Consider the following 16,468-nt stretch of genomic DNA (forward strand, 5'->3'; position numbering starts at 1 on the left):
AGACAAGTAACAGTTCGCTTTTTTGATAATTAAAAATGCGTTCTGTACTTGCCTTAAATGTCCTTGGCTCTCTAGGCGTTGCCTCTCTTATACCTTATCTATATCAAGCTACTTCTTATATACCTCTACCACCTTCTCAAGTTCAATGACTTCAGGCTCTGGAATATCCTCATCAGGAAAGGCACTGCGTACCTTCTCGGTCAGCCCTTTGGCGAAGACTTGGTAAAGAACACGAGTAGAAACGGTAATTGGGTAGTCCAGATCACTTGGTAACTCGAACTGCTCAACGCGCGTTTCACCTGATTTGATACGGGTATCTTGACCTATTTTTACATAGCGCCAGAAACGAAGACCAACAGGCTTTCCATTTTCATCGACACCAATTTTGATAAATCGACGCGAATCTTTTGGAATAACTCCGTCTTGCATAACACCGCTTTCAAAAACAACGTTGTCGTTAGCGTCAGTAACAATGAGCTCAACCCAAACCTGACGGCGAGCGCCACCCGGCATATCGTGCCCAGAGTTAACGTTGGTGATATTTGCCGAGAATAGATTGCCCTGTTTCTCAACTTCTAGAGTTAACGCTGTTTTTAAAATATCGATACTGAGCTTTTTGTGTTCTGGATTACGCATCCCAGTGAAGTAATAATTACCTCCAACAAAGTGGTGCGAACGCATGTTGCTCTTAATCGGACCATCATTAGTCGATTGCCCTGACACCTTGTTATCAAAGTCAGTGACATCTTGCGTCATATGACAATCGATACACTCTTTGTGCATACTAGGATCGTTTGGCGCGTTAAATGGCGAAGCTAACCACTCACCAAAGTTATCATTGATGTTCGCGCCCTGCCCGGTAGTAAATTCATTATGACAGGTCGCACAATAGAGTGAACTTTGGTACAGATCAGGATCAGAATATGAATCCTTATGGACCTCTGGTGACGCATTAATTTGTTTTTCAGAGAGCCATTTCAGCATGCTATTTTTGGCATCTTCAAAAACGTACAGCTCTCGATCCTTGATGTTTACGGTTAAGTCAGTATTACCGCCTGCATTTTCCGCCTTAGTAATACGGTGACAAAAAACGCAACCTGTCCCTCGTTCATTAACCGATTGACCATGGGCAAATGCTTCTTTCAGATCCTCACCACCCTTTAGCCACATATCACCGTACTCTTCAAACGGCTTGTTATCTTCATTGATAATACTTTGTGGCGCATGACAGCCTCGACACAACACACGAAACTCTTCACCCTCTGTTTTTGCCGCGAAATCTTCCTGAAAGCGGTAATACGGGTGGTCCATGTTCATACCATGATTTGAGTCCGCCCACTGATCGTAGATGGTGGTATGACAATCGGCACACTCTGCAGAATTTACCCACTCATCAGGGTGCGTGTAACGCTTTTCATCATCAAGACGCAACCAAGTCGCTAAATATGGCAGGTTCTCTCTCGCCTTAACGTATTCATTTAAGGCTGACATCATTTTCGCGACTTCAAGAGGCGGGTTTTCAACATCAACAGGAGGCATCTCCTCCTCTCTTGGATCGCCCCCCATTCCGCCTTGAGTTTTTTGAATGATATCGACGTACGCGCCAACAGGGTCACCAATGATCATTTTTCTTACATCGACGTGTCCGGTTAACGCGTTTTTAAAGCGATCTTTCTTTCCATCTTCCATCAGCTGTCGGTTAGTAAAATTAAAGCCATCAATATGACAAGAGTTACAACTCATCCAGAAGTCGCCAGACATTGGGTACTCGGAACTATCGGCCATATTCGCGCTATTAAAGAGCGTCTTACCCAGTCGCATTTGCGGCGCTACTGGATCATGTTGAACTAGCTTCGCGAACTGCTCTTCTGCCAATTTCACCTTTGAAAATGGCCCTGGCTTTCCAGTATCAAACTTGACTAAATCCAGAGTCATCGCATTTTGCACAAATAGATCGCGCCCCGAAATAGCAATGCCGCGTGGATTATCGCCCGGTACATTACGGTATATTTGAGTTGCTTTCACTCCGCCTTGAAACTTCTTACGACGATGTCGTTTGCTGTTCTTTTTACCTTGTCGAGAAAGGTCAAATACTAGCAAGTCTTCAGACGCGGCTAGCGTAAAAATCACCTTCTTACCATCTTCTGTGAATGCGCCATCATGAGGGTTTGAGATAATGCGAATTCGGTTGCCACTTTCAATAATATTGATCTGCTCAAATAGCTGCTTTCTCTCTTCTATCACCTCGTGTTCATTGCCAAGCTCTAGGTCAATGATTGAGATGGTAGGAAACACCGTCGATTGAAACTGAAAATTGTGACCGAATGACCAAAGCATGTGAGGAAGCCAAGCCGTTTTACCATCTGGTGAAACTACAATATTATCAAGCCCACGTGGCTTACCTTGAGGGGTGGTTAACGTTGCATTTGCTTTAGTATCTTCGAGCTGGATTATCTGATTTAGAATTGGCGTTTGAGCTTTAGTATCATAGATAGAGAGCTGACCTGACATCATATGAGTGACTAACAAACGACCATCATCGGTAAGGGCTAATCCCCTTGGCGTTGAAGCGGTATCAATTGTTTTGGTGATCTCACCGTCGCGGCTTATCACCAGCAACTTATCTCGCTCGAAACTGGTCACATAAAATTGTTGATGATTTTTATCAAACACTACCCCAAACGGTCGGGAAGGAACGGAAAGTGTCCACTCCACGGATAGATCGTCTGCATTCAGCATTGTGACATTGTCACTTAAGTAGTCTGTCGCAAGTAACTGCTGCTCATCACCCGTTAGCGCTACTCGGCGTATATCACGACCAATCGTCTGTTCAACTAGGATTTTTCCACTACTTCTCTCAATAATGCTGACACTGCCAGCATCAAAGTTTGCGCTAATGAACTGGCTTTTGTCTGCCGTCATAAGTAACGAACTACTTTTCTCGATAGCCCATGAAGAGTGGCTAATACTTAACGCAACCAAAACGCAGACAATATTCAATAATTGCTTTACGCGTTTAAATAACCGCATCTCATGGATAGTCTTGAGTAGCCTTTTAATACCTGAATAACTCATTACATCATTGCTCATAATTATTGTTTTCTTGTTTGCTAATTTTTTGTTCATTAATTTGGTAAAGGTAGAGTGTTCTCTCTCCGACAAAGCGAGCTGGGAAAATCTCTACTAACGTCTGGTCAATCGGTGTTCCTGAAAGACGCCAAGCACTTTGAGGGTTAGTCGAAGCCGCCGATAGCAAGGCGTGATTGCTACTTGGATAATACATGTCATAAATACGCTGATTGGGTAGCGACGCTCTTGCTAGGTTCACGCTGTAGTTCGTGCCTAATAAGTCGATGAAAGGGTTTACATCAACCCAATTAATCGCCTGCTGTATTGGGGCGTGAATTGGCTTTGACTTGCTCACAATGGCATGAATAGAGGGCGAATTGAAAAACAAGAAAGCCACAAGCAACGAGGAAAACTTTTTCAACGAAATTATGCTCTTGCCTGTTATTCCCATATCGTCTTCCGATGACTTATTTAGAAATGAGCCAATGGCAATCGGAAGCAAGATGCAAAACAGAGTCAGTATCGGAGTCCAATGGCGAAGATTATCTGGATTTTGGGCAAACGTTATCCAGACCCAATAAATAAGAGAAGTAAAACTTATGGTCTTAATCGCCTCTTCCTTCAACTGAACTCTTGATACTTCCAAATTGAAAATTGAGCGAGAGGCAAGATGAGACCGAGGACGAATAAAATAAGTCAGCGTATAACATTGGAGAAGTAAAACTATCAAGACAGGGTATAAACCAAACCCCTTTGTCAGACTATTCCACCATTGAATCCATTGGTTTTGTTCACCATGAACTGTATTCCCCCAAATAGAAAAGTGGCCTTGAGTAAATCTCATCCCCTCTTCAAAGTAAGCTAGGCCATCTTGACGAAGTACAAACCAAAGAGAGATACCACCCACTAACATAATCATGCTAAACACTTGAAAGTACGCTTTAATTCGACTCGTTGAATTTTCGACAGAGACAGGCGAAATAAGAGGATGTATCGCTAGCCCAATCGCCAGTGGTAGGTAAGCCGGTCTTGTGGCTAGCATCATTGCGACAAAAAGCCCTGCAATCAAATAGTTCTGCCTAATAAGCGCAGCAACGGAAAATAGCAACAGTGCTAATGCCATTGAATCAGACAACCCGCTCAGTGAAATTGACAGTAACAATGGCTGCACAGTGATCATTACAAACCCGAGAGCCGCTAAAAACCAACTTTTGCAAACCATGTAAACTATCCCAGCCACCAGAATAGGAATAAGGCAGCCAAACACAAGTGACACCACAACATTGGCAGGGACGTTTGAAGCAAGCCCATAGGCAACCATTTTACTCATCGCCACAAATGCAGGATAACCAGGAAAATGCGGACGAAATTCAATCACTGAAAAACGCTCAATCGCCAACCAAAAGTTGTAAGCGTCATCACTGGTTAACTCTAACGGAAAGCGAGATGCCCAAAGCCACCAGCCTATGTAGCCGGTGACAATGATAATAATCCAAGGGGCATTTTTACTATTCATTGACCTGCAAGTATCTTCTGCCTAAAACGAACAGTTATTTAAACGAACGAAGCGCAGACATCAACGCGCTTCGTTGTTCTTTAAACGTCTGTGGATCAGCTGGTGCTTGCCCTACTCCGAAGACTCCCGGATTACCAATTGCAGCCAATACACCTTGAATGGACTGAGAAGCGATTTGTCGCGACTCTTGCTCAAGCTTTGGGGCTAGCAAGTCCAAAAAGAGCTTACTTTTAACGACAAGAACCTTCGCTACTTGATAGTCAGCCAAATTGTTTTGCGCCCCCTCCAAGCGACGTACGATCTCTTCGTACATCATTTTATCCATCAGATGTTCAACCTCACTTGCTTGCTGCTGACCAATTGCCGATAACATCGGCGTTAACAGATCAACATCATGATCAGCTTTCAGGTATGCAAACTCTTCGCTTAGTCCATCAACCGCTGCTTTAACCGCAGCATAATCTTCATTGCTAAGCGCAACTAATATCGCCTCTCGGCCATCAATCACTGGCTCTTTACCCGCTGCTGCGTATGAATAAGCGTGCGCTACTCCGCTCGCTAGAAAACAAGCCAATAGCGATATTGCATGAATCCATCGAATAAATTGTCTCGTAATATCCACTGTCACTGTTCCTTTCGTTTAGGCAACGCTTTGCACTTCCAGTACCACTTTTTCATTTCTAAAATCGAAGATTTCACGTCGGCGGTCTTTACCATCAAGCACACTTTGCGCCGCCATCATGCCCATCTCCATTGCTGTGTCAGTAAAGATGTAGCGGAATGTACCCTGCCTTCCCGTCATGATGAGATTGTCGAACTGGCATAAATGAGTAATCGCTTTTTCGCGCTTGGATTGATACGTCATATCCATGAGTGGATAGGCGTGCTCGGTATAAGAAGTAAAGTACTCGCCCGTCGCCAGCTTTTTATCTACACCCAGTGCGTCAAGATCTTCGAGTATGCGAGTTTGCAGTTTATCGCCTGCCATCGTCCACGTTTCATCATTCTTGTCACAAGGGATCTCTACCATCACTGAAGATCGCCCTTCTGGTGCCATAAACGAAGAACGGCGTTTTGGCTCTTGCAAGCGGGTGCCTAGCATTTCTGGGTCAGAAAGGTATTGCCACGTGTTATCAGAGATATTGTCTGTTTCCATTGGCATGTTCATAAAGCGCAGAGAGCGAAACTCTAGCTTGCTATCAAAGCCTGTTAGATCACACATAATCGATAATGGCAGCGTCGAGATCACTTCATCACACGCAACAGTACCGACGTAATCAGGGGTATCAGGGGTATCAGGGGTATCAGGGGTATCAGGGACAGTGTATTGCACCGACTCAATACGGTTATCCGCAGCGATTGAAACACCGCTTACTTCACTATTTAATTTTATCTCAACGCCCTTTTTAACCAACTCTTCACCAAGCCTTGTATAGAGCTGACCAAAGCCCATTTTAGGGTATCGATATTGACGAGCATAAGTTCGAACTGAAGATTGACGACCGGGCAATAATCGGCGCGCCACATCTTTAAGATCCATCAAGCTAATGCGTTGTGAGGCCCAGTCTCCAGAAAGAAACTTAGGATCAATACCCCAAAGCTTGGCGGTATAGCCCTCAAAAAAGTGTTTATATAGAGTCTTACCAAAACGACTCTCAATCCACTCGGCAAAGCTAACACTAGACTGATCTTTTGGCTTAGCTTTAAACAGCTGTTTTAGCAGATCAACGCCACCACCAATAAGCAAAGGCATAGGCGCATTTTTTATCAAATCCATTAATGCTAGCGGGTATTGATAGATACGCCCTTTATAACGGATGACACTTTTACGTTGGGCATAAAGCAGATCATCGCCCATCAAGGTATCGACAAAGTTAAGTAGCTTTGGGTTTTTGGTAATAAAACGGTGCCCACCAAAATCAAATCGGTACTCGCCGTGCTTACCTTGAAACGTTTGAGTTGCGCACATTCCACCAACGTGATCCGCCTTTTCAATTAGTGTCACTTTGTGACCCGCTTCGACTAACTCCCAAGCAGCCATTAGCCCAGCAGGCCCTGCGCCCAAAATAGCGATATGTTTTTGTGAAATCGGTTTTTCTGTTTTCATGCGTGCTTATATCCTTTATGCCAAAACAGCGAAAATATTGACATGTAGCCAACCCAAACAAGGAGCTGCAACAAGCCTGGGGATGAGTTGTAACCAAACAGTGCTCGCAAGAAGGTGCCAAATACGCCTTGGTCATCCAAAATGTGTGAAATATCAAACAAGCTCTCATAGACAATTGGCAGCACGTGAGCGGCTTGCAACATATTTATAGCCGAAGACAGTAAGCCCGCAGCGATGATAATGATCAGTAGACTCGTCCAACGGAAGAAAGAATTAAGAGGCACTGTTTTAGTGGTTTTGAACATCACCCAAACCAAAACGTAAGCCAGCACAAGCCCAGCGGTTGCGCCAATAAGCGCATCTTCGGTTGAGAACTCACCAAAGCTTGAATACATCAAAGCAGAGAAGAATAATATCGTCTCAAACCCTTCCCTTAGAACCGCTAGAAACGAAAGAAACACCAAACCAAGCACATTGCCCTTTGAGACAATATCACTGATCTCTTGCTGCATTTGGGTCACTTGATGCTTTGCCTGTTTCTGCATCCAGACAGCCATATAGGTGAGCACAATCGTGGCAAAAATGAGTATCCCTGCCATTAATAGGTTGCGATACAACTCGTTGCTAAACTGATCGACAACGACTTGAAAAACCACAGCAATGGCCAATGAGCAGATCAATCCAACAAATACACCCATGTAGATGTATTTGTTGTATCGCTGAGCGTTAAGCTTTGCCAAATATGAGAGAGCAATGCCAACGAGAAGAAAGGCTTCTAGCCCTTCACGCAGTGTTATTAAAAAACTTGCAAACATAAATCCTCAATACGATTGCTAATGATTGTATGACTAAATAGTTGTATAACTATTTCGATGCACGTCTAGTTGAGAAGACTTTAAGCACGCTCCAACGCATGGCATGACGAAAGACCAATGGAGCTAAAAACCAAGAAGAGTAAAAATGCATATCCTGAATAATGACACTCAGCGTATTCCCAGTCTTACCAAAGAAAAATAGGAAAAAGCCGCTTAAGCAACACAGCACTAATAACCACTCGATAATGGTGCCAGTTTTGCGCAAAAACGGTTTATTACTATTCTGGATAAGGCTTCGGTGAGAGGACCAAAATGCACCAATGACAATTGAAAAGATCGAAACGCCTACCATCATATGAATAAGCAGCATCCATCTCTCTAGCGCCCAAGCTAACTCAATTCGTTGCCAAAGTAAGACACCAGAGACAAACATAATATAAAGCAAACTCTCAGCCCACTTATGGCGGTAGGCTAAGCCTTTCCACCATTGTGCTAATGGGCTACTCTTTGGCAATTGTTCTGTTTCACTTATCATCATGATTACTGCTTCATTGATACGACAAAAGCAGCGATTCAATATCGCTGCTTAATTAGCCGTTAAGTTAACTACTTAGTTGTTTAACTATTTGGTTTCGCCTATTGAGCTACTTATTATTTAACCGTGACTTTATTAGCCATTGTCATAGCCGTGCCGAACTTACCGCCAGATGCGATGATTTGTTGTACGCCATCTTCGTCGGTATCAGTTGAGTCACTACCTTTAAGTTGGTTCTCACCTGAGTCGCCCATCCATTCTGCTAGTTGCATGCCACCGTTGATAACACCTTTGAACCAGCTTACGTAACGGTCAGTTAGCGCTTCAAGCTCAAGTGCAGGCTCGTTTTCGCCTTCTTCATTTTTAAGGTGAAGAATTGCTTCACGCAGACCACCAGAGATAGCCGCCGCTGTGTAAGGAGTATGAACGGTCGCTTTACCTGGTTTCGCTGCCCATGTATTGATCTTTGCATCAAACATGTTCTTCTCTACCGCTAGGTAAATTGAGCGAGCTGCTTGCTTATACTTCACATCTTCTGTTGCTAAGAAAGCGGCAACCAATCCACGAATAGCTGCGAACTGTGCGTCCAGTGATTGTCCTTTTTGGATTTTCACGCCTTTACCAAGCTGAGCACCATCAACCACTAGACCGTTCTTTGAGACTAGGCTGTTAATAATGAAATCAGCTTGTGCGGTGATCATGCTAAGTGCTTGCTTACCTGCTGGTGATTTAAGGTTCACATCACTCGCTTCAGCAGAGGCATAGCCTACTGGAAGTGCGTCTTTTGCACGTTGGTAGATAGACAATGCAACAATTGAATAAGCCGCATCGTATGTGTCTACAACATTGCCCTGCTTACCTTTCTTATATTCAGTCACAAACGTACCAGCCTCTTCGTTGAAGTGAAGCGCTGAGATGTTTTGGAAAAGTAAGTTTGAAATGTTGTTCGATAGAGAGAACGCATCTTGACCAATCACGTCGTTACTATCTTTGCTGTCTGTGTTTTTAGCTGGAGCCGCCGCAAAAGGAGCACCATCAAAAACCGCTAGGAATGCTGGGTTTTGAGCACTGTTTGCCACACGCTGATCGGTGTATGCAAAGTACTCGGAAACCGGCCATAGCATTGACCACGTATCACGTAGAGTTGATGCGCTGTCTGAAACTTTCAGAGACTTAATTGAGTTCACACCATTTGCAGTACCTTCTGTAACCGCAACTTTGTGAGCAAACCAAATTGGACCATTTTGTGGGTTATAATCTGGACCAAACTTAACGCCGAGTTTTTTACCATCAAAGCCCATCTGCTCTTGCATGATAAGCATCTTATCGATCGACATTTCTGTTAACAGCATACCGTTGAAGCCATCGGCTGCCGATACACCTAGGCTGTGTACACCATCTTGGTCCATCTTCGAAGATTCAGCTTCCACTTCTTCATCAGATTCTGTTACGTGCATGCCGCCTAAGAAGTCTTGTGACCACATCACTTCTTTTAGCAAGATACCGCCTGTTGCTGCTGGGTTGAACGACTTATCAAAGCTGTTTTCATCCCACGCTAAAGATTTGTAATCACGGAAATAGGCAGGAACAACCGTTTCAACTGTTTTGGTTACGCCTTTAGCCGTTGTGATTTCAACTTCATCACCATTCACTGTCGTCGTATCTGGCTTTTGAGCAAACTCAGGAGATCCAGACACATACGGTATTGAAATTGGATACATGTTTTGCGGAACTTCACTTGCAGGGAAACCTACCGCGTCAGCCATTTCAATAACACGCTTACCTAAATCAGCCAGTTGTCCACCACGAGCCTTGTTTACCGGGCCATTGACTAGGTGAGGTCCCATAGTCGATTGGTAGTTCAGTGCGTACATCGCCTCTTCAGAGTATTCGTAGCTTTCAATACCAGCAGCGAAGTCAAATGGCGTTGGAATATCCGCAGCATTTGGATCAAGAACATCAAGATCAAGACCTAGCGCTTCAGCTAACGGCTCACCAGAGAGTTCAAACTCTGTATAGGCAAGGAAGCTACCTGCTGGCTGATGAGTTTTGTCTAACACTTTAACTTGAGGGGCTGCTGATGCGGCAGAAGCAAATACGACTGCTGAGATAGCAAGACTAAGAGATGATTTTTTCACTGCTTTTCCTTTCTCAATTGGTAATGATATTAATTATCATTCGTAGAATTATTTGCATTATATTGTTAGCAATTATTAATACAAGCATTAATTGGTTGAATTTATGAGAAAGGTGCTATGTAACCGTAACTTGAATGTAAATATCAACTATCAAAAGCAAGGTAAAAAGAGGATTAGCAGAAGAATAGTAAGGTGAAAGTAAAGCTTAACAAGTGAGAGAGCAGAGGAAATATGACCAGATTAAGGGGAAAATCAGATGGAATGTGCGATTGAACAAGCCGATATGAGACAGCGTTGCTCAGTATTCAAATATCAGTCAAGGCTCAGCGATTTCTCTAAAGTTGGAACAGTGCTAGCTGCGCACCAAAAACCACAAAAATCAGTCCGACGGAATAATTCAGCCTTCTCGCAGTTTTCTGTTGGGTTAGTACATTTTTCAGTTTTTGAGCAAGCAATATAACGACACAAAACCAGCTGGCTACAACCATCGCTTGAACTAGCCCTAGTAATAAGCTATCTGCGATAACAGTATCTGAGCGGACAAATTGAGGGAAGATAGATAAATAAAATAAGACGATTTTAGGATTAAGAAGGTTCGTCAACAAGCCTCTCGTAAAGTGATCCTTGATCGTACCCGTCTTAGGTGCCGGAATTGCAGCGTCACCTTGACGCATAGAGTACCCGTTACGGACATTAACGAAGCCCAACCAAAGCAGATAAGCCGCGCCTAGCCACTTCAATGCGTTAAAAGCAAGATCTGACTGCGACAGTAATAAGCTGATCCCAGTAGCAGAAATAAAGGCGTGCACTAAAAAGCCAAGTGATACCCCGAGAATATTGGTAATAGCGTCCCCTTTCTTATTTGACAGAGCAGTACTCAATACTAAAAGTGCATTAGGGCCTGGAACCACTGCAACAAAAAACACGATTCCAACGAATAACCACAGACTTTCAATCGCCATACTCTTCAACTATCCATAAATTATCGACTGCCCATAAACTATCGACTGCCTGATTTCTGAGAAACTCTATAACCACTACAAAAAGCGTGGCTATTCTAAGAGATAATGAATCTTGGGCAAAGCAATATCGTACTCACAGGAGGTAGAAGATAGACAGAATAATTGGATTAACGTGAATAGTAGAATGTTAAGCAGTACATTCGCGCATTTTGGCAAAATATGTAGGGTATTTTTGACGAATATGGCGCTGCTCTTGCACCATATCTTTAAAGCTTGGTCCTTTTGATAGCAAAATAATCACTTCATTTTTATCCAAACGAAGTACTGCTCCTTGGATGCTGATTTGGCTATCATCATGCAGGTTTAGGACACCAGACATGTCTAAGCCATGATGAATACTATCGGGCTTATCAATAACAAAACGAATCCCTTTTTCAGAAACTTCACTGACACGATAAAGCTCATCCTGAATACGCATCACTGGCATGGCACGCTTAGGATATTTTAATCGGTAATATTGACGCTTCTGTATTGAATCTTCACTCATAAGGTTATAACTCCAACCTGTTTTTAGTGGCTGAATGAATGATACACCGCCATACATTACAAATCACTATCATTCCTTGATACTATCATTTCGGCCTCTAACTTATAAACTTTAGCAGACTAAGCCTCTATTATCCAAAGCTGCTCCAAACTATGGGTGATACCTAGTTCATTCTTGTATATCTCTCATTTCAATTTGGTAAACTATCTGTTCTTTCTTTGTCGATGCTTCATGCTCAGTATTTATTTAAGGGATTCAATGCTTCGTTTTGCTTCTATATTGTTAATTGCTTTAGCCATTCAAGGTTGTTCAAACCAGCAAGCCAGTGCGGTCGGTATGCGAAAAAGCAGCGTAAATACCTATGCGCAAAATATGACGAATACGGAACTGTGTGACACTCTTTATTTTTCTCGCTCCACGACGCAAACAAAGGCTGCAATTGGATCTGAGTTCAATCGACGTGGTTTAAGCAAAGCTTGGTGTGAAGAACAAAATAGAAAGCTCTATCTGGTTAAGGTGATTGACGGTATCTTAGCAAGTTCAAAATAACTTAATCATACAAGCAAAGTGAGTTCCCTTTAGCCTTGTACTGGTCAACTACAACACGACAATTTACTTATGTGCCACTTGACACTCAATAAAATTCTCTCGCTTAACTTTGTACCTCCCTTTCCTGTTACTTTCTGATTCTATAGCCGTTTTTTTTTCATCAAAAAACAATACTAAGAAAGTCTCAAAATTTGTCCAAAATCGATTTGACGCTAATGTGATTAACTTCTAACTTTTGTTATTAAGTATATTAACTAGGAGGTCATTGAGGATGAAACGAGCAAGCACTGCATATCGACTACAACTGATAAAAGAGGTTGCGATTAAAAAGCAACGTGAGCTATCCAACGACGCAATGGCTATCCATATACAACATATGCTAGATGACAAACCTCACGGTGAAGAGAATGTCGAAAGAAACCATCGCTTTAGTGGCAGTCACTTCGATGAAGGCGCAGGAGGATGGGTCAGCGACACTTGGGGTCTGAAGTAATCACTGGCACTAACAAAGTAAATGCTGTTGCGCCGCTTTAATCAGCGGCGTTATTGATCCTGAAAGACTTATTAGATAAACGACAAAAGTCACAAATTAAAAACCAGAGCCTACATTGAAATAGAAAGCATTGTCATCTTCGCTAAACGCGAAATCCATTCCCATATGAATACCATAACGACGCGCTATCAAATATCGAAAACCCGTACCGTATGCCACATGAGTATCATCAAAGAGTCCATCTACCTCTTTACTTGCAGAGCCCACACCGACAAACCCTGAAACAGTCCAACGATTATCAATGTGCCACATCAGTTGAGATTGAATAGATGACACATAATTATCTTGATATCGAAATGCTGATATACCGCGAAGCTTTACATACGGTTTAGCTAACGGAGGCAAGATGCCTCGTTCGGTTTTAGTTAACGACTCATAATCACCGGCGAAGGCAAGCGTCCAACTGTCTAAGATTGGATGAAACAGTTGCGCCCCAAGCTCAAATGTATCGTAACTGTGATCGCTACCAAATGAGTCTCGATAAAGCATGTATTCTGCGTTAATTGAATACCCGTCAGTTGGAAAAAAGAAGCTGTTTTTGGTGTCATATTCAGCATTGATGCCCAAAGCAGAAGCCGTTGTCTCTAAACCAATTAATTTTTCTATGGCAGCATTAACAACATCGTTAGAAGACCTAACCTCTGATCTTGCCCAAAATTGAGAGACACCAAGAAATAACGGAGTATCCCCTACTCTAAACTGGAGTTTTTGCATTCCTCCATAGCCTTTGTTGTCACTTTCGAAGCTAATACTCTTATCTGGTATTAATTGGCTATTCGCGTAAATATCAATAAAAGCATTACCGTAGCCCAATCCGCCCATATAGCGGATCGAGTCTTGATCCCACGTTCTTCTATGGCCCAAAACACCAAACCATGTGCCATTTTGGGTAGCGCCACCACCAGCAACTGTCACCGCTGGAGGAATCAAATTCGCACCACCATCGATAGACTCTAGAGCAAGCTTTCTACGCGCTTCTTTTTCTTGTTCTGATTCATGTAAGAACACGCCAAGAAAGCCGCCACCAACGCCAAGTGCGGGTTCTGTGATTAGAATGGGAACAGGGAGAAATCCATACGCATTTTCAGCAAGGTACTCTCCCATATCGAGCATGCCGTCAATAGGATCTGTGAACGACACAGCAAAGGCCGTCGTCGATAAGCTAGCTGTGCTGAGAAGAATTGAACGATAAAGAGACTTGATCACTGAATGATCCTAAAATTGAGTTTATATAAACAGTAACTATTAGAAAAGATCCTGTTGAGGATTACTAGCCTCAATTTTCTCCGCCTCTAGCTTTTTATTTTTTTGCATTTTTCGTCGGTATCGCAATTTACACAGCTTAATGACATGCAACTGCTCAGTCGGCGTCATCGTCAACCAGTTGAACCGCTCTTCACGTTTTCGCATGCAACCTTGACAGTAACCTTTGGTATCCAAGTTACAAACGCCCACGCATGGGCTTGGCACTGTAAAGAATTCCAACTGTTCCATCAATGCCTCCTTTCTCAAGTACCGTAATTGATATTGCTCAGTCTTTCAATATGTTAGATGTGTATATCTAATAGCGTAATTATCACTTTTAAACTGTGAACTACGCTAAAGTATGACTTACCGCTGACAAAAACAGTGTTTCATTGGCTATACTTTTTGACAATCTTACGACCTCAAGCGTGTCGCTTGGTCCCCATGTCCAATTGTGGAGTTACCTATTATGAAGCTTAGTTTAAAAACACTGGCTGCTGCTATTTCTGTTCCTGTATTATTAACTGCTTGTGTAAGCAATGGCGAGGAAGGACAAGTGATCACATCTCAAGATCTTCAGCACCATAACTGGGAACTTGTTCAAATTGATGGCAAAGACATTGCTAAAGGTGAAGACAACAAGCCTGTACGTTTAGAAATCGGCGAGAACATGTCTGCGAACGGTCACGCAGGTTGTAACAACTTTTTCGGTCAAGCTGAACTTAACGAGAATCAGTTCCGTATCGAAAGAATGGGAACAACAATGAAGATGTGTGACGAAGAGTCGATGAACACCGAGATGGCTATGTCTCAAGTTCTAACTGACTGGAGTGACATCACTCTAACTAAAGACAGCTTAGAGCTTAAAAATGACGTTCATACACTAACCTTCACACTACGTGACTGGGTGAACTAAGCTCTGTCTTTGCTAAAGCAATCAAGATTAAAAAAAGAGCGGATATCCGCTCTTTTTTTTGCCAATTAGCTTTCTATACGATTAAATATGAACAGTAACCACTCTTCTCCCTAGTTACTTCGCTGCATTACTTGGGTCTGTTGACCTAATATATTTCAATTCATCTGCAATATTTTCCCCACTTCTCAGGTCTCTACTTGCTATCAAAAACATCCATTAACCTGCGTTATTATCTTAACGATTATTTATCGAAATCATTTATGAATAGTATTGATAAATGAATAAGATAGATTAGTATTTCTAGTTAATGGATTAAGCAATAATTATCATTTCACATGGATTAAGTTATGAAGACGTTATTCAGTACCATCGGGCTTATCGCCACAACAATGACTAGCCAAGCTTTTGCTATGGATTGGGCAGAAGTCGAATCTCAAGCGAAAGGACAAACTGTCTATTTTCATGCATGGGGTGGAAGCCAAGAGATTAATCGCTACATTCAGTGGGCAGGCATGGAGCTAAGCGAGCAATATGACGTAACGCTGAAACACGTCAAAGTTACTGATATTGCAGAGACAACAACAAAATTAATTGCAGAAAAGTCAGCGAATAGAAACAGTGGTGGTAGTGTTGATATCGTCTGGATTAATGGCGAAAACTTCAAATCAATGAAGGATAACCAGCTACTATTTGGCCCTTTTACTCAATCATTACCAAACTGGCAATATGTCGATAAATCACTTCCGGTTGATGTCGATTTTTCAGAACCAACACTTGGACTAGAAGCCCCGTGGGGAGTTGGACAACTTGTCTTTATTCATGATGAAGAGACATTAAGCAATCCTCCTCGTTCCTTTACTGAAATGCTCAGCTACGCTAAAGCGTTTCCAAATAAAATAAGCTACCCAAGGCCACCAGAGTTCCACGGGACAAGTTTTCTTAAATCACTTTTAATCGAATTAACAGACAACGACCCTGCTTTAGCACAACCTGTTTCACAAGGAGATTTCGATGCCGTCACCGAGCCTCTGTGGTCTTATTTAAACGAATTTCACAAAGTAGCATGGCGTGGAGGGAAACAGTTTCCTTCAGGAACAACAGAAACAATTCAGCTTCTTGATGATGGCCAGCTAGATTTAGCCATTAGTTTTAATCCAAATGCTGTATTTTCTTCTCAAGCGACTGGCAAGCTCGCAATGACAACTAAGGCTTACGCGATGGACAACGGCGCTTTGTCTAACATTCATTTCTTGGCCATTCCATGGAACGCGACTTCAAACGAAGGCGCACAGGTCGCGATTAATTTTTTACTCAGCCCTGAAGCGCAGTCTCGTAAAGGTGACTTATCGGTCTGGGGGGATCCTTCAGTGCTCAATAGCCAACATTTAACGGGTAGCGCTAAAAATACTCAGCAGTTCAAATCTGTCTCTGAGCCTCACCCTAGTTGGCAGGCAGCAATTGAAAAATCTTGGCTTGAGCGATACGGAAATTAGACCGCTAATTCCGTTAAATATCA

The 16,468-nt window shown here is 42.7% G+C and carries 15 protein-coding genes; 4 read left to right on the plus strand and 11 right to left on the minus strand.

What is annotated here, in order from left to right:
- Window positions 1–108 precede the first annotated feature (108 nt).
- The 9 genes from L4D20_RS14250 to L4D20_RS14290 all read right to left on the minus strand — a co-directional run bounded on the left by L4D20_RS14250 (window position 109) and on the right by L4D20_RS14290 (window position 11,689).
- On the minus strand, window positions 109–3,090 hold the full coding sequence (locus L4D20_RS14250; protein WP_428802270.1) for a hypothetical protein: 2,982 nt from the start codon (window positions 3,088–3,090) through the stop codon (window positions 109–111).
- Window positions 3,080–4,585, minus strand: coding sequence for a hypothetical protein (locus L4D20_RS14255; protein WP_428802271.1), 1,506 nt, complete (start codon window positions 4,583–4,585; stop codon window positions 3,080–3,082). The genes L4D20_RS14250 and L4D20_RS14255 overlap by 11 nt, the downstream gene beginning before the upstream one ends.
- Window positions 4,586–4,619: 34 nt before the next feature.
- The gene (locus tag L4D20_RS14260; protein ID WP_428802272.1) at window positions 4,620–5,207 is read right to left on the minus strand and encodes a hypothetical protein; all 588 of its coding nucleotides are present in this window, start codon (window positions 5,205–5,207) and stop codon (window positions 4,620–4,622) included.
- 18 nt (window positions 5,208–5,225) lie between these two features.
- Complete coding sequence (locus tag L4D20_RS14265; RefSeq protein ID WP_428802273.1) at window positions 5,226–6,692, minus strand: FAD-dependent oxidoreductase; 1,467 nt, start codon at window positions 6,690–6,692, stop codon at window positions 5,226–5,228.
- Entirely contained in the window at window positions 6,689–7,507 is an 819-nt protein-coding gene (locus L4D20_RS14270; RefSeq protein WP_428802274.1) for an FTR1 family iron permease, read from the minus strand. Before L4D20_RS14270 ends, L4D20_RS14265 begins: the two co-directional genes overlap by 4 nt.
- A gap of 49 nt (window positions 7,508–7,556) precedes the next feature.
- Window positions 7,557–8,045, minus strand: a complete 489-nt coding sequence (locus tag L4D20_RS14275) for a hypothetical protein (protein ID WP_428802275.1) — start codon at window positions 8,043–8,045, stop codon at window positions 7,557–7,559.
- 113 nt (window positions 8,046–8,158) lie between these two features.
- Complete coding sequence (locus L4D20_RS14280; RefSeq protein WP_428802276.1) at window positions 8,159–10,180, minus strand: hypothetical protein; 2,022 nt, start codon at window positions 10,178–10,180, stop codon at window positions 8,159–8,161.
- 335 nt (window positions 10,181–10,515) lie between these two features.
- Complete coding sequence (locus L4D20_RS14285; RefSeq protein WP_428802277.1) at window positions 10,516–11,142, minus strand: LysE family translocator; 627 nt, start codon at window positions 11,140–11,142, stop codon at window positions 10,516–10,518.
- Between the two features lie 187 nt (window positions 11,143–11,329).
- Window positions 11,330–11,689: a PilZ domain-containing protein gene (locus tag L4D20_RS14290; protein ID WP_428802278.1), complete on the minus strand. Its 360-nt coding sequence runs from the start codon at window positions 11,687–11,689 to the stop codon at window positions 11,330–11,332.
- 258 nt (window positions 11,690–11,947) lie between these two features.
- Between L4D20_RS14290 and L4D20_RS14295 the strand changes: the two genes are divergently transcribed.
- Window positions 11,948–12,238: a hypothetical protein gene (locus L4D20_RS14295; RefSeq protein WP_428802279.1), complete on the plus strand. Its 291-nt coding sequence runs from the start codon at window positions 11,948–11,950 to the stop codon at window positions 12,236–12,238.
- Between the two features lie 271 nt (window positions 12,239–12,509).
- Window positions 12,510–12,731 carry a hypothetical protein gene (locus L4D20_RS14300; protein ID WP_428802280.1) on the plus strand — a complete coding sequence of 74 codons (222 nt, stop codon included), beginning with the start codon at window positions 12,510–12,512 and terminating at the stop codon, window positions 12,729–12,731.
- A 96-nt stretch (window positions 12,732–12,827) separates the two neighbouring features.
- On the opposite strand, the gene L4D20_RS14305 is transcribed toward L4D20_RS14300, so the two are convergent.
- Together L4D20_RS14305 and L4D20_RS14310 are read right to left on the minus strand one after the other, a co-directional pair.
- Window positions 12,828–13,994, minus strand: a complete 1,167-nt coding sequence (locus L4D20_RS14305; RefSeq protein ID WP_428802532.1) for a BamA/TamA family outer membrane protein — start codon at window positions 13,992–13,994, stop codon at window positions 12,828–12,830.
- A 42-nt stretch (window positions 13,995–14,036) separates the two neighbouring features.
- Window positions 14,037–14,285, minus strand: a complete 249-nt coding sequence (locus L4D20_RS14310; protein WP_428802281.1) for a DUF1289 domain-containing protein — start codon at window positions 14,283–14,285, stop codon at window positions 14,037–14,039.
- Between the two features lie 220 nt (window positions 14,286–14,505).
- Between L4D20_RS14310 and L4D20_RS14315 the strand changes: the two genes are divergently transcribed.
- The gene (locus L4D20_RS14315) at window positions 14,506–14,952 is read left to right on the plus strand and encodes an META domain-containing protein (protein WP_428802282.1); all 447 of its coding nucleotides are present in this window, start codon (window positions 14,506–14,508) and stop codon (window positions 14,950–14,952) included.
- Between the two features lie 347 nt (window positions 14,953–15,299).
- Window positions 15,300–16,445 (plus strand): ABC transporter substrate-binding protein, encoded by a 1,146-nt coding sequence (locus L4D20_RS14320; protein WP_428802283.1) that lies wholly within the window; start codon window positions 15,300–15,302, stop codon window positions 16,443–16,445.
- The last annotated feature ends 23 nt before the right edge of the window (window positions 16,446–16,468 follow it).

The sequence above is a fragment of the Vibrio kyushuensis genome (genome assembly GCF_050337325.1).
Lineage (GTDB): Bacteria > Pseudomonadota > Gammaproteobacteria > Enterobacterales > Vibrionaceae > Vibrio > Vibrio kyushuensis.

What these genes read in the sequence shown, in the direction of transcription:
- L4D20_RS14265 (WP_428802273.1), bottom strand. Translation starts at nt 6,692, where the DNA reads ATGAAAACAGAAAAACCGATTTCACAAAAACATATCGCTATTTTGGGC.
- L4D20_RS14270 (WP_428802274.1), bottom strand. Translation starts at nt 7,507, where the DNA reads ATGTTTGCAAGTTTTTTAATAACACTGCGTGAAGGGCTAGAAGCCTTT.
- L4D20_RS14255 (WP_428802271.1), bottom strand. Translation starts at nt 4,585, where the DNA reads ATGAATAGTAAAAATGCCCCTTGGATTATTATCATTGTCACCGGCTAC.
- L4D20_RS14275 (WP_428802275.1), bottom strand. Translation starts at nt 8,045, where the DNA reads ATGATGATAAGTGAAACAGAACAATTGCCAAAGAGTAGCCCATTAGCA.
- L4D20_RS14290 (WP_428802278.1), bottom strand. Translation starts at nt 11,689, where the DNA reads ATGAGTGAAGATTCAATACAGAAGCGTCAATATTACCGATTAAAATAT.
- L4D20_RS14315 (WP_428802282.1), top strand. Translation starts at nt 14,506, where the DNA reads ATGAAGCTTAGTTTAAAAACACTGGCTGCTGCTATTTCTGTTCCTGTA.
- L4D20_RS14300 (WP_428802280.1), top strand. Translation starts at nt 12,510, where the DNA reads ATGAAACGAGCAAGCACTGCATATCGACTACAACTGATAAAAGAGGTT.
- L4D20_RS14285 (WP_428802277.1), bottom strand. Translation starts at nt 11,142, where the DNA reads ATGGCGATTGAAAGTCTGTGGTTATTCGTTGGAATCGTGTTTTTTGTT.
- L4D20_RS14320 (WP_428802283.1), top strand. Translation starts at nt 15,300, where the DNA reads ATGAAGACGTTATTCAGTACCATCGGGCTTATCGCCACAACAATGACT.
- L4D20_RS14310 (WP_428802281.1), bottom strand. Translation starts at nt 14,285, where the DNA reads ATGGAACAGTTGGAATTCTTTACAGTGCCAAGCCCATGCGTGGGCGTT.
- L4D20_RS14295 (WP_428802279.1), top strand. Translation starts at nt 11,948, where the DNA reads ATGCTTCGTTTTGCTTCTATATTGTTAATTGCTTTAGCCATTCAAGGT.
- L4D20_RS14250 (WP_428802270.1), bottom strand. Translation starts at nt 3,090, where the DNA reads ATGAGCAATGATGTAATGAGTTATTCAGGTATTAAAAGGCTACTCAAG.